The sequence below is a fragment of the Leptolyngbya sp. FACHB-261 genome, from assembly GCF_014696065.1.
Classification (GTDB): domain Bacteria; phylum Cyanobacteriota; class Cyanobacteriia; order FACHB-261; family FACHB-261; genus FACHB-261.
The window spans coordinates 390,474-412,999 of sequence record NZ_JACJPL010000001.1; the positions used below are offsets into that span (position 1 = coordinate 390,474).

The window sequence follows — 22,526 nt, forward strand, 5'->3', positions numbered from 1 at the left end:
CTTGTTTGGGCTAACTACTCAGTGCTACCTTATAAGCCGCAATAGTTTCCTGAGTGCATCTTTTCCAGCTAAATTTCTTTGCTCGCTCTAGAGATTTTTTAGCCATAGATGCTCTGAGTGAGGAGTTGTTATAAACTTCAAGCAAGCTGTGGCACAAGGCGTCAGTGTCAGTTGGGGAAACCATGATACCTGCATCTCCAACTACTTCGGGTAAAGAAGAGGTATTTGAGGTGATGACCGGGATACCGCACTGCATTGCTTCTAAGGGAGGTAAGCCGAATCCCTCGTAAAAGGAAGGATAGACAAAAGCGAGAGCACCACTGTAGAGCGCTGCCAGGTCCTCATCTGCAACATAACCTGTTACAAAAATTCGGTCTTTCAGCTGGCTAGAACCCGCGATTTCACTAAAAATCTTGTCATAGTTCCAGCCTTTTGTACCCACGAGGACAAGGTTCAAATCTTTGATATTCTCTTGCAGAACTAGCTTTGTGAAAGACCGAATTGTGTGATCAATATTTTTGCGGGGCTCTAGAGTACTTAAGCTCAAGATGTAAGGAGTCTCTGGAATACCGTATCTCTTTAAAGAGATAAGAATCTGTTGGGAATCAGGGCAGGGATAAAAAAGATCAGAGGCAGCTAAATGAGTCACGAATACTTTAGAGGGATCAATATCCTCACGATAATTACATAAATCCTGTTTAGTTGCATGGGAAATGCAAGTGACATAGCCGTCCGAATCTAGGCTACTTAAAATTCTTGTAAAAAGGCTTTCTACATCAGATTCAAAGAAATTTGGATACAGAACAGGAATCATATCGCAAATCGTCAAAAACTTCTTTGCTTGTTTTGTCTCTCTTATTTGCTTAGACAAAGGATAGAAAGGAGAATGAATTACATCCGCCCGATTTAGTTCTTCAGGGTGGATTCCCAAAGAGTATGGTGCAAGCAAGTTACTAGCAGAATGTGTAAACCTCCTTGCCACCCTTAGAGAAATCTTTTTAGGTAACGGCGCCTTGCCACCATTAATTTCAGAATTGAAACTTGAAACGCAACCATCTAAAAAATTTTTGATTCTCGTAAGTCTCGGTAGAGAAAGAGAAATTTTTTTAAGTTTAGGGTTGGTTCTCAAATAGTCTAGAGAGGCAGCTAAATCACTGTCAGCACAGAAAGACAAGTCTAATTCCTTCGAATCAGCCAATCCATAAGCGATGTTCTCAGCAACTCGAAAGACTCCTGTGCGAGCACGTGGATTGAGATGGCCGGTTCCAAGAACTGATATATCGTAGATAATCTTCATGCTTTAAGTAGAAGAAACTACTTTAAGTAAAGTAGATGCGGATGCTTTCAACAGTATCTTGCCTAGTTCTCTTTGCTCTTCGATTATTAAACCACCATTTTATAAGAGAAAGAAAAATCTTCGGCGGAACATATTTTCGCCAGTACAAAAACGCAAGTAAGCTAGCCCATAGAAATACATCTGCAATGTGTTTGCCTTGATTCTGATCAGTTTGTTCGAGAGCTGTTATATCTTGAGACTTAATATAGGCATAGCCTAAAATCCATCTATCAGGAACACTATTGAATTTTTGATGTAGCATATCGTTAATTTCGTGATGGACTGCTTCTCTTTGGCTAAGAGTTTTATTACTTGCATATAATCGCGATCCGGCAAGTTTTTTTCTAAGGTAGTAGAATTGGAAGTACTGACCGTAGCGAAGCCATAACTCATAATCCATACAATATTGCAATGTGCTATCTAAAGTGCCTAGGTTCTCAACTAAACTTCTCCGAAAAAACACTGCCGGCTGGCACAAATAGCAAATTTCTACTAAACGCTTATAGTCCCAAGGCTCAGTTGGATAAGCCCCTATAATCTGACCTTGCTCATCAATATGATCAGCGTCTCCGTATAAAGCTTGGACATCTGGATTTTTCTCAAATATCTCCCTTACTTCTTCAAAAGTATTTGGGTAGTAAACATCGTCAGAATTTATCCACGCGATGATATCCCCTGCCGTCATCAAGATTCCTTTATTAACCGCATCAGCTTGGCCCTTATCGGGTTCTGATATCCACTTTATATGTTGATTGTAATGTTGCAGCACCCTTATTGTTTCATCTTTACTACCCCCATCGCAAACTATGTACTCATATTCCTCTTTGGGAAGACGTTGATCTAAAACGCTCTGTATGGTTCTCTCAATGAATTGTCCTTGACAAAAAGAGGGGGTTATAACGCTGAATCGTAATCTCATACATTTTTTCGATCGAGAGCACAGACCACCTTCAAAGTCTCAGTAATCTAACGCCCTGCTGCGAGTAAAAATTCCATCGACTTGTAGTATTCGTCTATCATCCGGATTTTGAAGCTGATCGTAATTACCTCGATACTGAAATCCCAACTTCGTTATGAGCCGATACATTTCATCAAAAAGCAATTGATCCTTATATAGCTTTTCAATAGATAATTCAATAATGAGAGTGCTTGCTCGATTAATTACACTCATGCCCCCTGAAATAACTCTGTCTTCAAATCCCTGTACATCTATTTTGACCAAAATTGGTTGAGGCAGGTCTAGACTACTTGCAATGTCATCTAACCGAAGAATCTTAACTTTTTGAGGTATTACCTCTTTGGTATAGGGAAAGCATTCTTTATGTAAGTTTTCCATAGGCAGAAAAGAAGAGGATGGCGAGAATTCATTGGAATAAATATCTATTTCTCCCGACTCGTCTCCTAGAGCCACATTAAATACTCTGAACTGTGGAATGCCTTTTGCTTTAGCGAACAACTCCTCATAGCAATCTTTCAGAGGCTCAAATGAATAGATTAATGCTTCAGGTAATGCTTCATGAATCTCTTGAGCGAATTGTCCTATGTTTGCTCCAATGTCGATTACTGTCTTGACCCCAGTAGACTTTAACCATAGCTTTCTCTGCTCTGCTTCGAGCGTCAATCTATGCTGCTCAACGATTTGTTTATGTTGTTCGGCAATTTGCCTTTTTTGCTCCTCTGTTGGAAGGCGGTGCAACTCAAGGCCTAACCAATTCAAAGATTTTTGAATGAGAACTTTAGGTACCATCTTCATTTGAAACTTGTAAACCTGTCCAATCGTTTAACTCTTTGCAAGCCTTCTAAATTCATTGTCCTCAATTTCACTCGAATCTGTATCATTGAGAGTAAGTGGCTCCTTCAAGCTTCTTAGGGTAAGCTCTAAGGAACCATATCTCCACGACTGAGGCAAAACTCGCTTAGCAGTTCTTGAAGGTGTGCGAACAACCTCAAACTGAAGGCAATCTTCAACGCGATCGTAGTATCTCACATCGGGCAAAGTGAGATCTAAACTGATCGAATACGTACCAACTGCAAGCTGCTCTGTTGACAGAGTAAAAGAAATTCGATTTAGTCCAGACTTAAGCTCAACAAGTTTAGTTGGATCTAATGCTCCAAAGGAACCGTACCCTACAGGACTTCCCATACCATCTGAGAGGCGAAGGTCCAAGCTGACTTGTTTTGGCTCATTAGTAAACACTTCAACATCAATTCGAACCTTCGAGTCCAACAATTGGTTTATAAACTCTAACTGGCCTAGGACTAAAGTTGGATTACCGTCTACCTGTCTCTGACGAGCGAAAGAGTTAGCAGAGGCATTTTGCAAATAGTTTTGTATTGCAGAAGTGGAGGTTTGATCTGATAGTAAAAGACCTTTCTGTAGAACTAGACAACGCTCACACAACGTTTGGATCACACTCACATTGTGGCTGACAAACAGAACTGTTCGTCCCCCACTGCGAACTTCTTTCATCTTTCCTAAGCACTTCTTCTGAAAATCAGAATCGCCAACTGCTAGCACTTCATCTACGATCAAAATTTCTGGTTCTAGATGAGCTGCCACTCCAAAGGCAAGACGAACGTACATCCCAGAGGAATAATACTTAACCGGCGTATCTAAAAACTTCTCAACTTCTGCAAACGCCACAATTTCGTCCAGCTTGCGATCAATCTCCCACTTGCGCATGCCCAGAATTGTGCCGTTCAGGTAGATATTTTCTCTCCCAGTCAGGTCTGGATGAAAGCCTGTGCCGACTTCTAACAGAGAGCCTACCCGCCCTCGGATTTCGGCAAAACCACTAGTCGGCTCAGTAATGCGCGAGAGGATCTTCAGAAGCGTACTTTTGCCCGCACCATTGCGGCCAATAATGCCAACGATTTCGCCTTGCTTGACTTCAAACGAAACATCCTTCAGCGCCCAATACACCTCTTCTGGTGAGGGTTCACTAAAGGCCCGTTTTAGATAAGAAAACGGTGCAGCGAGTGAACTCACCAGAGCTTCCCGTTTGCCCTTGGGGATTTTCTGGGCTGCGCCAATGCGGTAGCGCTTGCTCAGATTTTCAACTCGAATAACCGTATCTGACATACTGCTCTGGTACTTAATTCCCCTTAAACCACATCCACAATCGTTCGTTCGGTGCGACGGAAGAAATATGCTCCAGTCACCAGCAACACCAAGACAAACACTGTGGAAATCAATACCGCTAACCTTGGTGGCTCGCCTACCCCTAGCAGCGCCCAACGAAAGCCCTCAATCGCGCCCGTGGTTGGATTCAACCGATAGAGAAACTGCCACCGCTCTGGAATCACATTGGTTGAGTAAGCCACAGGCGTCGCATACATCCATACCCGTAGCAAGTAGCCCATCATAAAACCGACATCACGGAAATACACGGTCAGTGCTGCCGACCACAAGCCCACACCCAATGCCGTCGCTGCCATCAGTGCTAAGAACAGTGGCATAGTCAACGCCCAAGGCGTTAATTGAATGCCATAAAACACCATCATGCCCAGCAGAATAATCAGCGATGCGCCGAAATCAATGAGCCCTGACAACACACTGACCAGCGGCACCACTAATCTGGGGAAATACACCTTAGAAATCAATTGGGCATTGCTCAGCAAACAATTAGCACTGCTACTCGTTGCCCGCATAAAGAAGTTCCACGGCAGTAGCCCACTGTAGGAAAAAAGTGGGTAGGGCAAGCCATCTGAAGGCAACTTGGCAACCACGCCAAAGATCAGGCTGAAAATCACCATATCCACGAGGGGCTGAAGCACAATCCACAGCGGTCCCAGGGCCATCTGCCGATAGCGTCCCTTCACCTCCCGCCACAGCAGAAAATAGATCAGATCTCGATAGTCCCAGAGTTCTTTGAGTTGAAGTGATCCCCAACCCTGAGAAGCCTCGATTCGCAAAACCTGAGTGGTTGCTTCCCGCGACTTCGTCCCTCTTTTGATTCTCTGTTCTGCTGCTTCAGACAATTTCAAAACACTCTCTATAAAACTGGTTCAAATGAATCCCACGACAAAGCCCCCGCAGAAACCTATCAGGGGACAACATTGTTGTGCAGCGCATCTACTGTTGTCAGCGCTTCATTGTAGTCATTGATTACTGGTTTTCCCTGCCAGAGCTCTAGGCCCAGATCTAAGCCCTCCATAAGGGAGCGAGGGCCCGTCTGCTAGGGAGATATTATTATGCTGATACATGGCTAATCTAGGCACAGCCGTAACAAGGGCTTTGACTATTTTCTAAACAACCCTTTGCGGGCTGGGCTAGTGTTCAGGTTCTCCGGCACTGCTTCGCCGTAGTAGTGGTAGTAGTGCTGGTAATAATAGCGATCTCCTGACTCGTTCACCGAGTTGGCAACTACACCCAACACATTTACCTGGGCCAGCGATTCTGATACCTGTCGGGCCATGCCTCGGGTTACTTGGCCTAAGCGAGCTACTAGCACTACACCATCGGTCAAGGGCGCTAGCACCGCTGCATCCGTTAGCCCCAAGGCAGGCGGCGCGTCAATGATCACGTAGTCGTAGGCGTGGCGCATGTCTTCGAGCAGTTGGGCCATGCGTTGCGAATCGAGCAAACCCACCGGATTGGGCGGCAAGGGGCCGGAGGTCATCACCTCTAAACCTGGCACCTCAGACGCCTGCACCCACTGCTGCCAGTCTTCCTCGCGTACTAGGGCACTGCTCAAACCCCGCACATTAGGCAAATCCAGGTAGCGATGGACGCTGGGACGGCGCAAATCGGCATCCACCAGCAGCACCCGTTGTCCCTGGTCAGCAATCACCGAAGCTAAGCCGCAGCACAACGTTGATTTGCCTTCCTTCGGCATGGAGGAGGTCATAACAAAGGTGCGGACCGGGCGCTCCGAGGAGACAAAGCGCAGATTTGTGTACAACGAGCGCAACGCCTCCACATACAGAGAGCGATTGTAGTGAGCGGGCGAAGCGACGGCTCTAGCGTAGCTGGGCCTAGAAGGCGTTTGGGTAGCCGCTGAGGCGGTGTGCAGAGCCGAGCGAGCTTCCTGACGCCAGATCGCCAGGGCCGAGGCCACAGAGTAGGGCACCGATCCCAATAGTGGATGGGGCGTGGCGTTCTTAAGTTCTTCAACCGAGTGCAGCGTGTCGTCCATCTGGTGGCGCAACAGGGCGGCAGCGCTACCCAGAATCGTTCCAGCCATCACGCCCAGGATCAAGTTGCGAGTGTGGTTAGGCGCAAAGGGCTGCTCCGGCAGCACGGCTGGGCGAATTAGTTGCCAGGGGACACCCTCTTGTGCAGAGGAAACCTGCAACTCCTGGCGCACAGTCAGCATTTTTCGCAGGGCTTCGGTTGCCACCTGCACATCACGATCTAGTTCGGTGTAACGGCTCAGCAGTTCAGGCATGTTCTGGAACTGCTGGCGCAGCCGCCCCTCTGCTGTGGTCAAGGCCGAGGTGCGCACCTCTAACACGCGAATGTTGTTTTCGGTCTCTATCAGCTGCTTTGCCAAGTCCAACCGGACCGAGTTCAGATTTTGCTGGGCGGACAGGGCGGGTCGGCTACCTGGGCTGGGCAGATTGGAGCCAAAGCCACCGCCACTTTGCTCAACGGCAACCCGACCGAACAGTTGATCGCCTAGAGTATTGCGGGCTTCTTGATTGAGCAAACCAATCACCTGCTGCCTCTGTCCCAATAGAGCCTGGACCTGGGGGTGGGAGTCCCGGAAGCGATTGCGGGCTTCGGCTAGTTTCAGCTCAGCCTCCTGGAGCTGATCGAGCAAGGCTTGATAACGGGTGGACTGGCTGAGCGCCGAAGCGGCTAGTGCTTCATCGGGTTGAAAGCCCAACCGATTTTGCAGGCTGGCGTAGAGGGTACGGGCTTCTTCAAGTTGAGTCTGAGCTTCCTGGCGACTTTGCTCAGTGCCGGTGATCGAGGTAGCGAGGCTACCGCTTTGTACTTGTGGGTCTACCAGGCTATAGGTTTGGCGGAAGGCTCGTAATTCCGCCTCAGCCTTGGCAACCTGTTGCTGCTGCTGGGGAATTTGGCTCTCGACAAACTTAATTGCCTGACCAATGTTTAGCCGTTGCTGTTGCCGCCCGTACTCCAGATAAATCTTTTGCAGCGTGTTCAGCACCAGATAAACTTCGGCGGGGTCTCCGCTTTCGTAGCGCAACTGGATGACCTGAGCTTCTGGCAGCTGTTGAAGCGTCAGCTGACCAGGCAGCGTTCCTGAGGGTGGGCTACCGGCGAAGTTAGGCAGCTCTGCCTGCAATCGTTCCTGTACCTGTGAGATCACCGAGGGGCTAGTCAAAACCTGCTTGAGTGTTTCAAAGTCATAGCCCCTTTTGACCTGTACGAGCGCATCTGTGGTCGGGTTGCCGCCCCCCGCTTCTGTGGGGATTGCTGGGTTCGCCAGCATGATTTCGCTGGTGGCAAAGTAACGCGGCGGTCGAGTCCAAGTCCAAGCTGCACAAAGGGCAGTCACACCCAAAAAGACGCTGAGGAACCACCAGCGCCGCTTGAGCAAAATCTTGCCAAATTCCTGAGGGTTAAGCTCAGACTCGGAGTTGGGCAGAGAACGACGCACGCCGTCCTGCCGTCTGCGATAGCCCTGGTCGCCGAGTAAGGTTTCCTGATAGCCCACTTCTGACCCTGATAAGCCACTGGCTGTGTTTCGAGATGGGCGCCAATCTTTAGTCACAGGTTTTAGTTACAGGTTTTAGTCAGACTTCAGTCGCAGATATTCTGTTCAGACAGTTTGGTTCAGACAAACGGATTCAGCCAGATGAATCCAGATTGTCCGGACTGCCAACTTGAAAGCAGGAAGAAAAATCGCAGTAGGTTTTGCCCAAGGTTTTCAAGAGGACTATCGCTTGCAAGCTCTTGCAGGGAAGACTCCTGGCAAAGAAGCGATCTCAAGCCTGTGCCAATCTCGTGTGCCCCAATCTCGGTAGCTCAATCTCTCAAACGAACTCTCAAACGAAAAAGACAATCCGAAGGGCAGCTGTTCAGTCATACAGAGCCCCTCAGTTTCCCCTTCGGCAAGGCTCTGGGCAGTGAAAGCCAGTGCTCTTAACGGTCTGGGGTCAGTTTCTACACAAGTATAGAGCCCTTACTCAGTTCGTCAAGGCACCTACCAGTGGTTGCAGGGCAATTGGGTGAAAGAAGGCTTTGGTTTTGCTGGCTAGCTGAATTGTGCCAGGTTTGCCACTGCATTTGGAGGCCGCTACTGTCACTATCTCTAAATATCTGGAATATCTGGAGAAGCTAAGCGAGCAAGAGGAGGGCTGTCAGGTTACAGCCAAATCGAAGGCCACAGGTTATAGATAGGGGCAGGCTAGCCGCATCTGGCTGTTGCTCCGTCTGCCACCCTGTAGAAAGGAAACAGGATGTGTAGAGTGGGAAGGGGTTGAGAATCTGCTGTCACAGCCCTAATTCTTGCGCTGTTTCTGTCCAAGATTCCGTTTTTGTCCGGATGGTGAGACGGGGAAGCGTGAACAACCTAACGGTTACAGCCCCGATGATGATGCTCGCTTGACTTCAATGCAGCAGGGTTGTTGTCCATAAAGTTAAGTGCATCTCTGACCAGCATCCCTCAGGATGCTACCTGCTCATCCCCTCATGAACGGAGCTTGTGACGATATGGAGGAAAAAACTCAGATCACCCGTGACGGTCTGAGGGTACACGTGCTAAAACCGGTCGGTCGGTTAGATATTACATCTGCCTGGCAATTTCGCCTTAAGCTGCAGAATTGTATCGCAGAATACCAACACGTCGTACTTAACTTAGCTCAAGTTCAGTTCATTGACAGCTCCGGTTTGACAGCCCTGGTAGCCGGTATACGGGATGCAGATAAAGTTAAGGGCAGTTTGCGCCTGTGCAATATCAACCCTGTGGCACGCTTGGTGTTTGAAGTAACGATGATGGACACCGTGTTTGAGATTTTTGATGATGAGGCGCAGGCTTTAGCTGCCAGTTTCCCCGTGGCAGTTGAGCGAGAGCAGCCATCCCCAAATCCAGCTGAGTAGCGCGTTTTTCAGAACCTGACTAGGCTGGATTAAAGCAATGGTTCTTTGTAGCCAAGTCGCACCTGTCATCTTCACACCCATTGCGTAGGGTAATAGGCATGGGCCAGTCGGATGAAAAGCTCAAGCTGATGGTGGTCGATGATGAGCCAGATAATCTCGATCTGCTCTACCGTACCTTTCGTCGGGATTTTGAGGTATTACGGGCGGATAGCGGTCAGACCGCTTTAGCTCAGCTAGAGCAGGTCGGTGAAGTGGCGGTGATCATCTCCGATCAGCGCATGCCAGAGATGGGAGGCATCGAGTTTCTCAGCCGCACCGTTGAGCAGTTTCCCGACACGCTGCGCATTGTCCTCACCGGCTATACCGATGTGGAAGATTTGGTGGAGGCGATCAACACCGGCAAGGTATTCAAGTACATCACCAAGCCCTGGGACCCAGAAGAACTGCGTGTGGTCGTTCGTCAAGCTGCCGAAACTTACCGCGTCCTCAAGCAGCGCACCGAGGAACTCAACCGGGCTCTGCAACGGGAATTTTTGCTCAATGCGATCACCACTGCGATTCGAGAGTCGCTGGATGTCAGTAGCATTCTGAAAACGCTGGTTGAGATCGTTGGGCGAACGTTTGGGGCCAGCTGTTGTGTTCTGCGTCTGGTCGAGTTGCAGCCCCAAGGTGGAGTCCGCTTGAGCGCAGAGGCGTTTGAGTATCGCAAGCCTAAGTTGTTAGAAGCGGCAGAGCCGGAAATAGCAAACCTAGAATCAGCCAACTCAGAAACCAGCCCCGAAACCAGCTCAGAAGAGCCCGGCGGTTGTGAAGCTTTAGCGCAGGCTGCTGCGACCACGCTGCTCACTCAGTTAGACGCTTCCAGCCCTTTGCCCCAACAGCTTTCGGTACCCTTGATCCATCGAACGATGCTGCTGGCAGTGCTCTCGATTTATCAAATGGATCTGCCCCGGTCCTGGCGAGCCGAAGATACGCAGCTCATTGAGGTAGTGGCACAGCAAGCCGCTCTGGCCCTGTCTCAAGCCAGGCTTTATCAACAGACGCAAGCACAGGCGCAACAACTGCACTCTGAGTTGGAAGTTGCGCGTCAGATCCAGTCCAATCTGCTGCGTCAGACCTGGCCAGAAATTCCCGGTTTGCGCATTCAGGCTTGTTGCTATCCGGCCCAGGCAGTCGGCGGCGATTTTTTTGAGGTGTTTGTTCACCCTGAAGGTGACGTCTGGCTGGCAGTAGGCGACGTAGCGGGCAAAGGCGTTCCAGCAGCTCTGTTCATGGCCAGTCTGCTGTCGGTGCTGCGCCGCGAAGTTTCTCAGGCTGATGCAGGTTCGCCGGATGTAGTTCTGCACACGCTTAACGAATGTTTGGCTGAAGATCTGATTGGCAATAACCGCTTTATCACCATGCTCCTGGCTCGCTACACGCCAGAAACCCGTGAGCTAACCTACGCCAGCGCAGGACATGTCTACCCCCTGCTGTGGTCCCAGGCTGACCTGAATGGGCAGGGCAAGCCCCGCTACCTCAAGGCAAGGGGTCTACCTTTGGGCATTCTGCCTGTGTGGCGAGGAACGGGCGAAACTTTGACCCTAGAGCCTGGACAGACGCTACTGTTACTGAGTGATGGCGTGACTGAGGCCTCAGTGCAGGGAACCCCACTACGAGAAGCCTTTGCCGCTTCTGCCCTAGACGGGCAGGGCATTGGGCAGGGCGTTCTGTTGGAACAAGACGGCCTCTGGCACTTGCTGCGCAACCTGGCTGCCGGTGCCTTCGATCTCAATCGTCTGCTCGACCAGGTACAGGCGCAAGCAGGACCGCAGGAGGACGACCAGACTCTGCTGTCGCTAGAGATTATCTAGGGACTTTCACAGGTAGGCTCTGGTAGCTCTGGCTGACTGCGTTTCTGGTTGACTGCGTTTCTGCCTGGGCGCTCTGCCGTGGACAGATATCGCTAAGATGCGAGGGAGCCCGCATACGCATTGAACCTGCATTGGTAACCATGGATTACTACATTCCTGACCGCTTCCGCGATAGGGTTGCTCTGCACATCGCCAAGAATTTTGTTGAGTTGCCCAAGGTCCAGCCTGCCCTAATTTTGGGCGTGCATGGCGCTAAAGGTGAAGGCAAATCCTTCATGGTGGAGCGCATTTTAGAAGAAATGCGCGCCTTGACGATTCATATTGCGGCTGGTGAACTGGAAAGCCCAGACGCGGGTGAACCGGGTCGCATGATCCGCGTGCGCTACCTTGAGGCAGCAGAATTAGTACAGGTCCGGGGCAAAGTTGCGGTACTCGTGATCCACGATATCGACGCAGGTGCGGGTCGTTGGGCAGGCGCAACCCAATACACCGTTAACACGCAGATCGTCACAGCCACGCTGATGGCGATTGCCGATAACCCGACCAGGGTGCAACTGCCTGGTAGTTACTCGTCTGAGCCAACAGCACGGGTGCCGATTATTGTGACTGGCAACGACTTTTCAACTCTTTATGCACCACTGACCCGAGACGGTCGGATGACCAAGTTCCTCTGGCAACCGGCGACGGAAGAGCGACGGGAAATTGTGCGGCAGTTATTTAGTGAAGACCGCATCGCTCAGGCCGAGGTAGATCGCTTGGTGGCTCACTTCCCTGATCGGCCCGTAGATTTCTTTGGTGCGATCCGTTCGCGGCTTTACGATGACCAACTGCTCTCCCAACTTAAGAACTGGGGTCTGGAGAACATCAACCTCAAGCTTGTGAACAATGATGGTAAGCCTCCAGTCTTTGACCCGCCCAGGCTAACGCTGGATCTGTTGGTGCATTGGGGCGAGCAGATCGAGCAAGAGCAGAGTGCAATTGACAGTGGTCTATCCAGTGAGTACATGGGGCTCAACCACAGTTCAAGACAGGAGCAACCGAGACAGGAGTCAAACTCAGGTCAGAACTCAAACCGTGGTGCTTCTCGCTCCCTGGAGTACGGCTACGACCGGCCCCGCTTTGGTGAGCGGTAAGTTAGGCGAACGGTGAAGCGAGTAGATTCACTCAAGCGCCTGAAGCCTTTCTCCTGGTGGATGGCAGTGCTGCTGGGTTTAACCGGCTGCATTGGTGGCCCAGTGCGACAAACACCAGGGGTTGATCTCTTTGGTCGGGGGCTGAATAGTCAGCTAGGCGATGAAATGCCTGCCTTCAATTACGACGGCAGCCTCCTGGCCTTTACCTCTGACCGGAACGGCAGACGGGACATCTATTTGTATGACGTGCGCCAGCGACGGCTGTTGCCCTTGCCCGGTTTGAACTATCCGGACTCTGTGCAGGAGCAACCGTCGTTGAGCGGCGACGGGCGCTATTTAGCCTATGTCTCAGAGCAGCGCGGCAAAGCCGATATTTTTGTCTATGACCGGGCTAGCCAGGAGGCTCGGCTGATTACAGGTGACTTTATCGGCTCCGTTGCCCAACCCAGTCTCAGCGGTGACGGGCGTTTGCTCAGCTTTGAGACGAACCGTAGAGGCCAGTGGGATGTAGAAATTTTCGACCTGGGCAACTTAGATCCAGGAGTACAGCCCAAACCAGTTCGCTCTGCACCTAAGGAATCACCCTAATAGACAGAGATAGATGGAGGCTCTAGCCTGAAACGCAACTCTTATTATTAGGCAGGTCATTAGGCAGATAGCGTTGCAGCACTGCCAAGCCTAGTGGCAAAAAGCTGAACCCCCAGCGTCGTCCAAACCCAGGAAAAGCGGCTTGCGACCACAAGCGGAAAGTCCTACAGTTTTAGGCCGGTTATCCCTTTGGATTTGAAATGGGGATGTCTTAGACTGAAGCTTCTGTCAAATTTGATAACGATGCCAGGAGGGTTACGGTTATGAGGGTCCGAAACGTGCAAGGTCTCTCCCAGAGCGAGCAACGCAACAGCCAAAATCCAGCAGAGCCCGGCAGTGCTCTGATGATTTCTCGTCCGAAGCCCACCTGGACAGTCCTTGAAAGCGAAGAGCTATATCGGATCAGCGGCTGGGGAGAGCCTTACTTCAGCATCAACCACGCTGGACATGTCACCGTCTCGCCGCAGGGCGACCGGGGAGGCTCCCTAGATCTGTATGAGTTAGTCAATGATCTGGCTGCCCGCAATTTGGGCTTGCCCCTGTTGATTCGCTTCTCAGATATTCTTGAAGACCGCATCGAGCGTCTGAACGCTTGCTTTGCCCGTGCCATTGCTCGCTACAACTACGATGGCGTCTATCGCGGCGTCTTCCCGGTTAAGGTTAACCAGCAGCGCCATATTATCGAAGCGATTGTTCGCTTTGGCAAAGCTCACCAATACGGTTTAGAAGCTGGAGCGAAACCAGAACTGCTGATCGCGCTTGCCACCCTGAAAACACCCGGCGCGCTGCTAATCTGCAATGGTTACAAAGACCGCGAGTATATCGAGACAGCTCTGTTAGCGCGTCGCTTGGGCCATAACACCATCATCGTGGCTGAGCAGCTTAGCGAAGTGCGGTTGATCATTGAAACAGCGCGTCGTTTAGGGGTTGAGCCAGTAATTGGGGTACGCGCCAAACTCAGCACCAGAGGTATCAACCGTTGGGGCAGTTCCACCGGCGACCGCGCTAAATTTGGTTTAACGGTGCCTGAAATTATTGAAGCCGTAGAGCAGTTGCGCGAAGCTAATATGCTGAATGCATTGCAACTGATGCACTTTCATATCGGCTCCCAAATTTCTGCGATTGCCACGATCAAAGAAGCGATTCGTGAAGCCTCTCAGATTTACGTGAATCTTGCCAAGCTGGGTGCAAATATGCGCTACCTGGATGTTGGTGGGGGCTTAGGTGTGGATTATGACGGCTCTCAAACTAACTTCCACGCTTCCAAGAACTACAACATGCAGAACTACGCCAATGACGTAGTCGCTGAGGTCAAAGAAGCTTGTCAAGATGAAGAGCTGCCAGTACCGACGCTAATCAGCGAAAGTGGTCGTGCTATTGCTTCCCACCAATCGGTATTGGTGTTCGACGTGCTGGGTGTCAGCGAAGTCAAAGCGGCTGAACCCGAACCCGCAGGGGAAGACGATCACTTGGTGATTCGTAATCTCTACGACACCTATTTGTCGATCAATCGCGACAATTTCCAGGAAGCTTACAACGACGCTTTTCAGTTCAAAGAAGAGGCCGTTAGTTTGTTCTCGTTTGGCTATTTGAGCCTGCAAGAACGGGCCCGTGCTGAGCGATTGTTCTGGGAGTGCTGCAAGCGCATTCAGAAGATTGTGCGAGAACTGGATTATGTGCCCGATGATTTGGAGGATCTAGAGAAGATCCTGGCATCGATTTATTACTGCAACCTCTCGGTGTTTCAGTCGGCTCCTGACAGCTGGGCGATCGATCAGCTGTTTCCAATCATGCCAATTCATCGTTTGGATGAAGAGCCAACCGAGCGGGGCACACTTGCCGATTTAACCTGCGATAGTGATGGCAAAATCGATCAATTCATCGACCTGCGCGATGTGAAGCCTCTGCTGGAGTTGCACAAGTGGCGCGAGGGCGAACCCTATTACCTGGGCATGTTCTTGAACGGAGCCTACCAGGAAATCATGGGCAATCTGCACAACTTGTTTGGCGACACCAACGCCGTGCATATTCATTTGGCGCCCGACGGCTACCGCATTGAGCATGTAGTTAAAGGCGACTCCATGAAAGAAGTGCTGGGATATGTCCAATACGACAGCGAGGACATGATCGAGAGTGTGCGGCAAGAAACGGAGCGTGCCCTCAAGGAAAAGCGCATCACCCTGCAGGAGTCGCAAATGCTGCTGCAAAACTACGAGCGCACCCTGAGCCGCTACACCTATCTGGCTTAGCTGGACTTGCATGGGCTGGGCTTAGATTAACTGAGGCCAGCCAGGAGTTGAGTAGAAAAGCTGAACGGAAAAGTTAAACAGAAAACCGTAATAGGGGCGCAGGTCTTGCGCCCCTATTACAATTTGGGAACACAACGACGACGTGACTTTACAAAAAAAACTGGGAGGTTCTGATGGCGAATCTTGATCTTGCAGAACCAGATGTCTTTCAGGGGCAATTCGGCACCTTCACGCTGACGCAGGCGGATCGTTTGGGTGTGAAAGTTTATCGTGGGGCCCTAGCAGTAGCAGCTGCAAGCTTTGCCTTGGGAACCGTGGCTGTGCTCACTCAGGGTCCAACCCCGGACGTCCTCACTCTACTGACTGGACTATTTGCGCTGTTCTCTATTGCCTTGGGGGTGTCGCTATGGACCATTCATATTTACCTGGCTCCCCTACATCGACTACTGCAAGTGTGTTGGGGCATCGGCTGTACAGCAGCATTGGGGGTTGCCCTGGCCTGGCCTGAGCCGCTCTTGTTGACAATTTATAATCGCCCGCTCACCTTGTTAGGCGTTGGTTTTCTGTTTGTCGCCTTAACCGGGATCTACTTCAAAGAGGCCTTTTGTTTTGCGCGACTAGAAACTAAAGTGCTAACGCCACTGGTGCCTGTCTTATTGTTGGGGCACTTGGTGGGCATTCTGCCGCTAGCTTGGGAGCAAGCCTTACTTGGGATATGGGCTGTGTTATTCGGGGTATTCGCACTGCGTAAGGTGTTTCAGGAAATCCCCCCGGACGTCGGGGACAAAACGGTCTACGAGTATTTACGTCAACGCCAGCAACAGCAACATCAAGAACAAAGCGAGCACGTCACGCCTGAGCAAACCTCGGAGCAATCAGTGTAGAGATTGAGTTAGAGATAGCAAATCTGTAACTCAATGTATAGACGCTGATGTAGGAGGGACAAAAGCGAAACAAGAGTGTTCAGAAACACCCTTTTGCAGCGCCCAGGGCTACTATAAATCTCCCTTGAGTAGAGTATCTGGAGCTGCTCCTATGCAGTATGTTGATCAGCTAGTGAAGATAACTTCACGAAACATAAGCTAGGAGAGAAACATGAACTGGAAAACCCTTTGCCTGATCGCTGGTCTAGCAGCCACCGTATCCCTAACCGCTTGTGCCTCCGGTACTGATGGCGGTGCTGGTGGTACAGGGGGTACGGGTGGTACGGGTGCTGGCGATGCAGCTAGCCCTGTAGCACCAGTTGAAACCCCCGCGGCTTCCCCCACCTGATTTTGGTTAGCCTCAAAGCTTTCCGACAGTTTTAGCCAAGGCTGAAACTGAGTAGAAGGTTTAATGTTTTAGCCTAAGTTCAGGTAGCTTGCAGGCCATATCAGAATTGCTCCTCACACAGTGAGCAGCTTTGGTAGCCAATCTAGTTATCGCTAAGCTACTGGCTCTGATCACTGGCTCTAGATCACTGGCTCTAGACCACTGGCTGAGGTTAAGGGGATCAGGATTCAGGCAGCCACTTGCCAGGCTCGTACAGGGGTTTCATGCCCCAGGGCCCCCCTGAAGTTTGTTGAGATTTGAGTGTTGGCATCAACTGTCCGGCTTAGTTTGGCTTTAGTTTGGCATCTTAGGTATTCAGGCTTTTAGACAGTAGCAGTGGCACCCACTAACGCACTGCATAGCTTTTGCGAGTTGCTCACCCAGCCAAAAACGCCTCCCTGCATTTTCACCATGTTGATAGCGGCTTGGTGGTTACCTTGATCAAAGGCACCGCAGCAGTCTTCTAGCAGTAGGCAGTAGTAGCCTATGTCGTTGGCAACGCGCATGGTGGTGTGCACACAGACATCTGTAGTTACTCCAGAAAACAGCAGGTGGCTAATGCCGCGGTTGCGCAGAATCAGGTCTAAGTCAGTTTGGTAAAAGCTGCCTTTACCCGGCTTATCCAGAACAATTTCGCCAGCAACAGGCTGCAACTCGTCAATAATGGCATGACCTTTTTCACCCCGCACCAAAATCCGACCCATTGGCCCTGGATCGCCAATGCCCGCACCGACCCGGCGAGAACGCTCAATTTTGTTGGGTGGACAGTCAGAGAGATCGGGGCGGTGGCCCTCGCGGGTGTGAATGACAGTGATCGGCGTTTCGCGCACAGCTGCCAGCACCTTTTGGATGGGCTCAATTGGACGACGGGTCATGGTGATGTCATAGCCCATCAAATCGCCGTAGCCCCCATAGGCACAGAAGTCGTTCTGCATGTCGATCACAAGGAGAGCAGTTTTCTCCAGCGGCAGATCCAGAGGATAAGCTTCGGCAGGGACGCTGATGATGGGCATGGCAAAACCTTGCACAGAACACTTCGCCAGCACTTTAGCGGCAGTTGGGGTCTGTGAACTGTAGCTACGGGTCACAGAATCACAACTTTTTAGAGAGTTCTATTTAGAGGATTCAGTGCGAGCAGGGCGCTGTAAGCAGTTGAATCCTACGGTTTAGACCTGAAGTTTGGACATCCAGTTTAGACATTCAAGGGCTGCACCTGAGCCAAGAGTTGGGTCTGAATTTTGGAGGGCTGGCGTACTGGTCTCAGCGTGTTGTACTCAGGCGTGACTGTCCAGTCGTAATGCCGTAACAGCGTTGAGAGGACAATTTTCATTTCCATTTGAGCAAACTCAAAACCCAGACAACCGTGGGGGCCACTGCCAAAGCCGACCAAGGCACCGGGGTGCTTTTTGTCTTCTTCCCGAGGCGGTGCAAAACGGTCTGGATCAAAGCGATCTGGGTCAGCATAGAGCTCTGGCAGACGATGGGTGAGCATCGGGGAGATATCAACATACCAACCAGCCGGAATCAGGTAGCCCCCATACTCAATGTCTTTGATCACACCGCGCGGAATGCCATAGACCGGCGGGTAGAGCCGCTCAGCTTCTTTGAGCACGTTAGTCAGCTCGGTGAGTTGCTTAAGGTGAGACAGCTCTAAGGGACCATTACCGACAACCCGATTCTGCTCAGCCCGTAGCCGTTCGCGCCACTCCGGATGAGCCCCCAGTTCAAACAAGGTCCAGCTCAGTAAGGTGGCTGTGGTTTCGTGCCCTGCGAAGAGCAAGAGCAAAGCCTGGTCCAATATCTCCGCTTCACTCAGTCGATTGCCCTCCTCATCAACTGCCGCCAGCAATAGCCCCAGGACATCGCGTGGCACTTCTAAGTGGCCAGAAGCTTGGCGCTGGGCAATGGTTTGGCGCAGGAAAGCTTGGAGTTGGCGTTTAGCTCGCTGAGAGCGACGGTGGAGGGTGAAGGGCAGCTCCAGACGCAGCAGAGCCAACCGCCCGAGCATCAATTCCGTAAACCATCGACTGGTTTGCTCAACCTCAACTTCTGTTTGGCTACCCAAAAATAGGCGGCTGGCAACGATCAGCGTCAGTTTGCGGAAATCGGCAGTCAGAGGTATTGTGCCCCGAGCCCCCCAACCCTGGAGAAAGCCCTGTACAAGGCTCTGAACGGTGTCGAAATAACTAGCAATTGCTCGACCATGAAAGGCAGGGTACATCAGCCGTCGGCTAGCGCGATGGTCTTCCCCATCCTGCAAGAGCAAGCTCCGACCAAACATAGGCTCCAAAAAGCCCCAGCCCAGATTTGATGAAACATGGTCAGCCTGCTCCATTAGCACTAGACGGTTAGCATCAGGGCCAATCAGAAAAGCCAGGTTCAGGCCCAGAACGCGGGTTTTGAAAACGGGACCGTAGCGCTCGAAATGTTGCCAGTAGTAAAGTTCTTCGTCCCGAAATAGCGACAGGGTTTGGCCCAGAAAAGGTAGACCATAATCGCCGGGCATGGCGTCTGCTGGTTTCAGCCGTGGCTTGATTTGAACAGTCATGCCTCGCACCTTGCCTTCACAAGCACAATCCTGATTCTAGGGTGGCATATTTCGCCAGGCAGGGAGGAGGATGGAGAGCGAGTTCTTGTACTCTTTAGCAGTGCCTTAGAGAGAGGAAATCATGCTTAGCTGAAACGCAAAAGCAATAGTAAATCACTAGATTTTGATAAGAAATCTAAGAAATCTTGGACAACAAACCGTCGATTAAAAATTGCAGAGCTTGAATATTCTTCAGCTTGAATTATTTATAGAGCTTATAAAGCACTGTAGAAGTGGAGAAACCAAACCCACTGTGAGCAATATCATATGAGCGATATCTTATTATAAGCGGCATCTCGTAAAGCAGTAAGGCAATCGGGACCGGGCTGAGTGCTGAGAGAAGCCCTATCAGTTTTACCTCAGGCTGGAGCTTCTACGGTACTCTTGTTGAGAAGCATCTTTACTCACCGGAAATTCCCATGTCTTTCATCAAGGTCGGCAGCCGCATCCTCAATACGCAGGCAATCGCTTGGGTCGAGCTAGAGGCAGTCGACAACGACGGAGAGACCAAGACCAGCGGCGTGAGGGTTTACTTTATTGCGCCTAGCGGCCATTTTGATGCAGAGGGGGGCATGGAGGAGATTGAGGGATTCATTGGTCCCGAGGACTTTTTCTTTCGTGGCCAAGAAGCAGAAGCCCTGCGGCAGTATTTCACAGGAACTGCACTCGATCTTGTCTAAGCTCGTCCAGAATTTTATTGAATCTCTCACTGATCTTCTCACGGATCAAATAAGGCAGGCTTACTGAGAAAATCTACAGTAGCCTGCCTTTTGAGTTGATGGTTTAGGTTAAGGGTTGAGTTGGAACTACGGTACTAAACCACTGCGAGATCTTTGAGGAAGGGGTAGTCGATGTAGCCCTTTTCATCACCACCATAGAAGCTTGAGGGATCCGGCTCATTTAAGGGCGCATCGAGACGGAAGCGCTCTGGGAGATCGGGATTAGCGATAAACAGTTTTCCGAAGGACACCAGATCAGCATCGCCTCGGGATAAAGCTGCCTCGGCCAGTTCCTTAGTGTAGGCCCAATTCACCATCAAGAGGCCTTTGAAGATCGGGCGGAAGTAGGATGTGGGCAAAGATGTGCCGCCGTGCTTAATATCTTGCTCGCTGGTTTCAAGCAGGTGCAGGTAGGCTAAACCAAACCGGTTAAGGGCTTCTGCAGCATAACTAAATGTGGCTTGCGGATTGGAATCGGACATATCGTTAAACGTGCTGGTCGGTGAGAGGCGCACGCCAACGCGATTGCCACCCCAAACGCCGACCACCGCTTCAGTCACTTCCAGTAACAAACGCGCTCGATTTTCCACGGAACCACCATATTCATCGGTGCGGTGGTTGGTTCTATCCCGCAAGAATTGATCGATCAGGTAGCCGTTGGCGCCATGAATTTCAACGCCATCGAATCCAGCTGCCAGAGCGTTAGCAGCACCTTGACGAAACTGTCCGACAATACCGGGAATTTCAGCGGTCTCTAAAGCCCGAGGAGTCACATAGGGCTGAGGACCGGTGAAAGTGTAAACCGTGCCTTCAGGTGCGATGGCGCTAGGCGCAACCGGCAAGGCTCCATCCGGCTGGAACGAAGGGTGAGAAATGCGCCCTACATGCCACAGTTGCAGAAAAATGCGACCGCCCTGCGCATGCACAGCATCAGTAATCGTTCGCCAACCGGCGACCTGTTCTGCTGAGTGAATGCCAGGAGTATAGGGATAGCCTTGGCCCTCAGGAGTGACCTGAGACGCTTCAGTAATAATCAATCCAGCCGAAGCCCGTTGAGTGTAGTAGGTCACATTCATCGGCCCCGGCACATTACCAGCTCCAGCCCGGTTGCGGGTTAAGGGAGCCATGACGATCCGGTTAGGCAGCGTGTAGGCACCAAGCTGGATGGGCGAGAATAGACTGACACTGGCTTGGGTGGCTTCGCTCATTGTTTCTCTCCTGGGCTAAGGGCAGGGCTGCGAACTCATGTGTTCTATAGTTCGTTAAATATCGAACTGTCAGCACTGTAGCATCTCAGATAGTTAGAATGCAAACATGAGGCTCCTTTTTCATCCTGCCAGGGAGGATATCTCTCTGGCTGCTGTGCTCTACGCCCTAAGCGACCCTTGCCGAATCAAGATTGTCAGAGCTTTGGCAACTGGTGGTGAGGAGCAGCCCTGTGGCTCTTTTGGCATTCCGATTGCCAAGTCCACTCTGTCCCATCACTTCAAAGTGCTGCGCGAGGCGGGTATTCTGCATACCCGCACCGAAGGACGAGAGCATCTCAACTCATTGCGCCGTCAAGATCTCGATGCGCGCTTTCCAGGTTTATTGGATGCAGTGATGCAAGCCTCTGAGCCGTTATGAGTGCTGCCGCCTCTGAACGGGAGCAAGTCAAATTCTGGCGCACCCCAGACCTCGGCAATCTGGAACTGATGCGTGCGACTTACATTACGCACTCGTTTCCCCGACACTCCCACGACAGTTTCGGCATTGGCATCATCGAGCAGGGGGCGCTGCGATTTAACTGTGAGGACAAGGCTCACATCATTCCGGCGGGTAATCTGATTCTGATTAATCCGGGACAGGTTCATCACGGCCACGCCGCAACAGCGTCAGGTTGGACGTACCGGATTATCTATCCAGAGGCAACTTTATTGCAGCAGGCTCTGTCTGAACTCAATGAGCGACGCTGCGAGCTGCCTTATTTTCCCAACGCGGATATCCACGACCACAACTTGGCGCAACTGCTATTGAGACTGCACCAGACTCTAGAGACTCCGACGACCCTATTGGAACGTGAGTCTCGTCTGGTGTTGACCCTGACGCAATTAATCGCTCGGCATGCGGGCGAGCGCCCGACTTGGCAGATTGGACGCGAGCAACAGGCAGTGCGTTGGGTGCGGCAGTATTTGGAGGCTCACTATGCGGAGAACGTTTCACTGCAACAGCTAGCCCAGCTCACCCAGCTCAAACCCCTGCGCCTACTCCGGGTCTTTCGCCAAGAGGTTGGCCTACCGCCCCACGCCTATCTCACCCAGGTAAGGGTCTTGAGAGCCAAGGCACTGTTGGCTCTAAATTGGCCGATTGCCCAAGTTGCTCTGGCAACTGGTTTCACTGATCAAAGCCATTTGAATCGGCACTTTAAGCGCTTAGTTGGCACAACACCCCGGCAATATTGGTTGGGCTGCAAAAACGTACAAGACAGCTAAAAGTTAACTTCCTATGCTGCAAATATCTCGTCAGCAGCAGGGAGTTGAGTATGACCAAGGCCCATACACAGGCAGTTACATGCGGCTATCGTCCCGGTGCCATTGGTAAAGTCGCACAGTTGCACGGAACTGACTACGCTGAATATCGAGGTTTAGGCTCACAATTCGAGGCACAAGTTGTCACTGAATTGGGCAAGTTTTGCAGCCGATTTGAGCTTGGCCAGGATGGCTTTTAGCTGCTGGATCCGGCTGACTACGCCTCGGT

The 22,526-nt window shown here is 51.1% G+C and carries 20 protein-coding genes; 11 read left to right on the forward strand and 9 right to left on the reverse strand.

Features of this window, described 5'->3' with window-relative positions; genetic code table 11:
* Positions 1-10 precede the first annotated feature (10 nt).
* From H6F94_RS01775 to H6F94_RS33180, 6 genes are all read right to left on the reverse strand, one after another.
* Positions 11-1,297 carry a glycosyltransferase family 4 protein gene (locus H6F94_RS01775; protein WP_190800503.1) on the reverse strand — a complete coding sequence of 429 codons (1,287 nt, stop codon included), beginning with the start codon at positions 1,295-1,297 and terminating at the stop codon, positions 11-13.
* A gap of 22 nt (positions 1,298-1,319) precedes the next feature.
* The gene (locus tag H6F94_RS01780; RefSeq protein WP_190800504.1) at positions 1,320-2,255 is read right to left on the reverse strand and encodes a glycosyltransferase family 2 protein; all 936 of its coding nucleotides are present in this window, start codon (positions 2,253-2,255) and stop codon (positions 1,320-1,322) included.
* Between the two features lie 39 nt (positions 2,256-2,294).
* Positions 2,295-3,089, reverse strand: a complete 795-nt coding sequence (locus tag H6F94_RS01785; RefSeq protein ID WP_190800505.1) for an FkbM family methyltransferase — start codon at positions 3,087-3,089, stop codon at positions 2,295-2,297.
* Between the two features lie 27 nt (positions 3,090-3,116).
* Positions 3,117-4,418, reverse strand: coding sequence for an ABC transporter ATP-binding protein (locus tag H6F94_RS01790; RefSeq protein WP_190800506.1), 1,302 nt, complete (start codon positions 4,416-4,418; stop codon positions 3,117-3,119).
* Positions 4,419-4,441: 23 nt separating this feature from the next.
* Entirely contained in the window at positions 4,442-5,317 is an 876-nt protein-coding gene (locus tag H6F94_RS01795) for an ABC transporter permease (protein ID WP_199320113.1), read from the reverse strand.
* 260 nt (positions 5,318-5,577) lie between these two features.
* Positions 5,578-8,022, reverse strand: coding sequence for a GumC family protein (locus H6F94_RS33180; RefSeq protein ID WP_190800507.1), 2,445 nt, complete (start codon positions 8,020-8,022; stop codon positions 5,578-5,580).
* Positions 8,023-8,963: 941 nt separating this feature from the next.
* Here H6F94_RS33180 and H6F94_RS01805 point away from each other — a divergent pair.
* The 7 genes from H6F94_RS01805 (at position 8,964) to H6F94_RS01835 (ending at position 16,445) form a co-directional block, all read left to right on the forward strand.
* Positions 8,964-9,350 carry an STAS domain-containing protein gene (locus H6F94_RS01805; protein WP_190800508.1) on the forward strand — a complete coding sequence of 129 codons (387 nt, stop codon included), beginning with the start codon at positions 8,964-8,966 and terminating at the stop codon, positions 9,348-9,350.
* Between the two features lie 98 nt (positions 9,351-9,448).
* Complete coding sequence (locus H6F94_RS01810; RefSeq protein WP_190800509.1) at positions 9,449-11,203, forward strand: SpoIIE family protein phosphatase; 1,755 nt, start codon at positions 9,449-9,451, stop codon at positions 11,201-11,203.
* Between the two features lie 140 nt (positions 11,204-11,343).
* Positions 11,344-12,336 (forward strand): AAA family ATPase, encoded by a 993-nt coding sequence (locus tag H6F94_RS01815; RefSeq protein WP_190800510.1) that lies wholly within the window; start codon positions 11,344-11,346, stop codon positions 12,334-12,336.
* A gap of 12 nt (positions 12,337-12,348) precedes the next feature.
* Positions 12,349-12,924 (forward strand): TolB family protein, encoded by a 576-nt coding sequence (locus H6F94_RS01820; RefSeq protein ID WP_199320114.1) that lies wholly within the window; start codon positions 12,349-12,351, stop codon positions 12,922-12,924.
* Between the two features lie 263 nt (positions 12,925-13,187).
* Positions 13,188-15,173, forward strand: a complete 1,986-nt coding sequence (gene speA / locus H6F94_RS01825; RefSeq protein WP_190800511.1) for a biosynthetic arginine decarboxylase — start codon at positions 13,188-13,190, stop codon at positions 15,171-15,173.
* Positions 15,174-15,346: 173 nt separating this feature from the next.
* Positions 15,347-16,057: a DUF2301 domain-containing membrane protein gene (locus H6F94_RS01830; protein ID WP_190800512.1), complete on the forward strand. Its 711-nt coding sequence runs from the start codon at positions 15,347-15,349 to the stop codon at positions 16,055-16,057.
* 211 nt (positions 16,058-16,268) lie between these two features.
* Positions 16,269-16,445 (forward strand): hypothetical protein, encoded by a 177-nt coding sequence (locus H6F94_RS01835; RefSeq protein WP_190800513.1) that lies wholly within the window; start codon positions 16,269-16,271, stop codon positions 16,443-16,445.
* A gap of 362 nt (positions 16,446-16,807) precedes the next feature.
* Here H6F94_RS01835 and H6F94_RS01840 read toward each other — a convergent pair whose 3' ends face one another.
* Positions 16,808-17,572: a cysteine hydrolase family protein gene (locus H6F94_RS01840; RefSeq protein ID WP_396426404.1), complete on the reverse strand. Its 765-nt coding sequence runs from the start codon at positions 17,570-17,572 to the stop codon at positions 16,808-16,810.
* Positions 17,573-17,676: 104 nt separating this feature from the next.
* Positions 17,677-19,032, reverse strand: a complete 1,356-nt coding sequence (locus H6F94_RS01845) for a cytochrome P450 (protein WP_190800514.1) — start codon at positions 19,030-19,032, stop codon at positions 17,677-17,679.
* 458 nt (positions 19,033-19,490) lie between these two features.
* Between H6F94_RS01845 and H6F94_RS01850 the strand changes: the two genes are divergently transcribed.
* Complete coding sequence (locus H6F94_RS01850; RefSeq protein WP_190800515.1) at positions 19,491-19,751, forward strand: hypothetical protein; 261 nt, start codon at positions 19,491-19,493, stop codon at positions 19,749-19,751.
* Positions 19,752-19,885: 134 nt separating this feature from the next.
* Here H6F94_RS01850 and H6F94_RS01855 read toward each other — a convergent pair whose 3' ends face one another.
* Positions 19,886-20,998, reverse strand: coding sequence for an alkene reductase (locus H6F94_RS01855; protein WP_190800516.1), 1,113 nt, complete (start codon positions 20,996-20,998; stop codon positions 19,886-19,888).
* 106 nt (positions 20,999-21,104) lie between these two features.
* Here H6F94_RS01855 and H6F94_RS01860 point away from each other — a divergent pair, with 106 nt between their 5' ends.
* From H6F94_RS01860 to H6F94_RS01870, 3 genes are read left to right on the forward strand one after another with little or no spacing between them, the layout of a single operon-like run.
* On the forward strand, positions 21,105-21,416 hold the full coding sequence (locus H6F94_RS01860) for an ArsR/SmtB family transcription factor (protein ID WP_190800517.1): 312 nt from the start codon (positions 21,105-21,107) through the stop codon (positions 21,414-21,416).
* The gene (locus tag H6F94_RS01865; protein ID WP_190800518.1) at positions 21,413-22,261 is read left to right on the forward strand and encodes an AraC family transcriptional regulator; all 849 of its coding nucleotides are present in this window, start codon (positions 21,413-21,415) and stop codon (positions 22,259-22,261) included. The genes H6F94_RS01860 and H6F94_RS01865 overlap by 4 nt, the downstream gene beginning before the upstream one ends.
* A gap of 50 nt (positions 22,262-22,311) precedes the next feature.
* Positions 22,312-22,497 carry a hypothetical protein gene (locus H6F94_RS01870; RefSeq protein ID WP_190800519.1) on the forward strand — a complete coding sequence of 62 codons (186 nt, stop codon included), beginning with the start codon at positions 22,312-22,314 and terminating at the stop codon, positions 22,495-22,497.
* Positions 22,498-22,526: the final 29 nt, after the last annotated feature.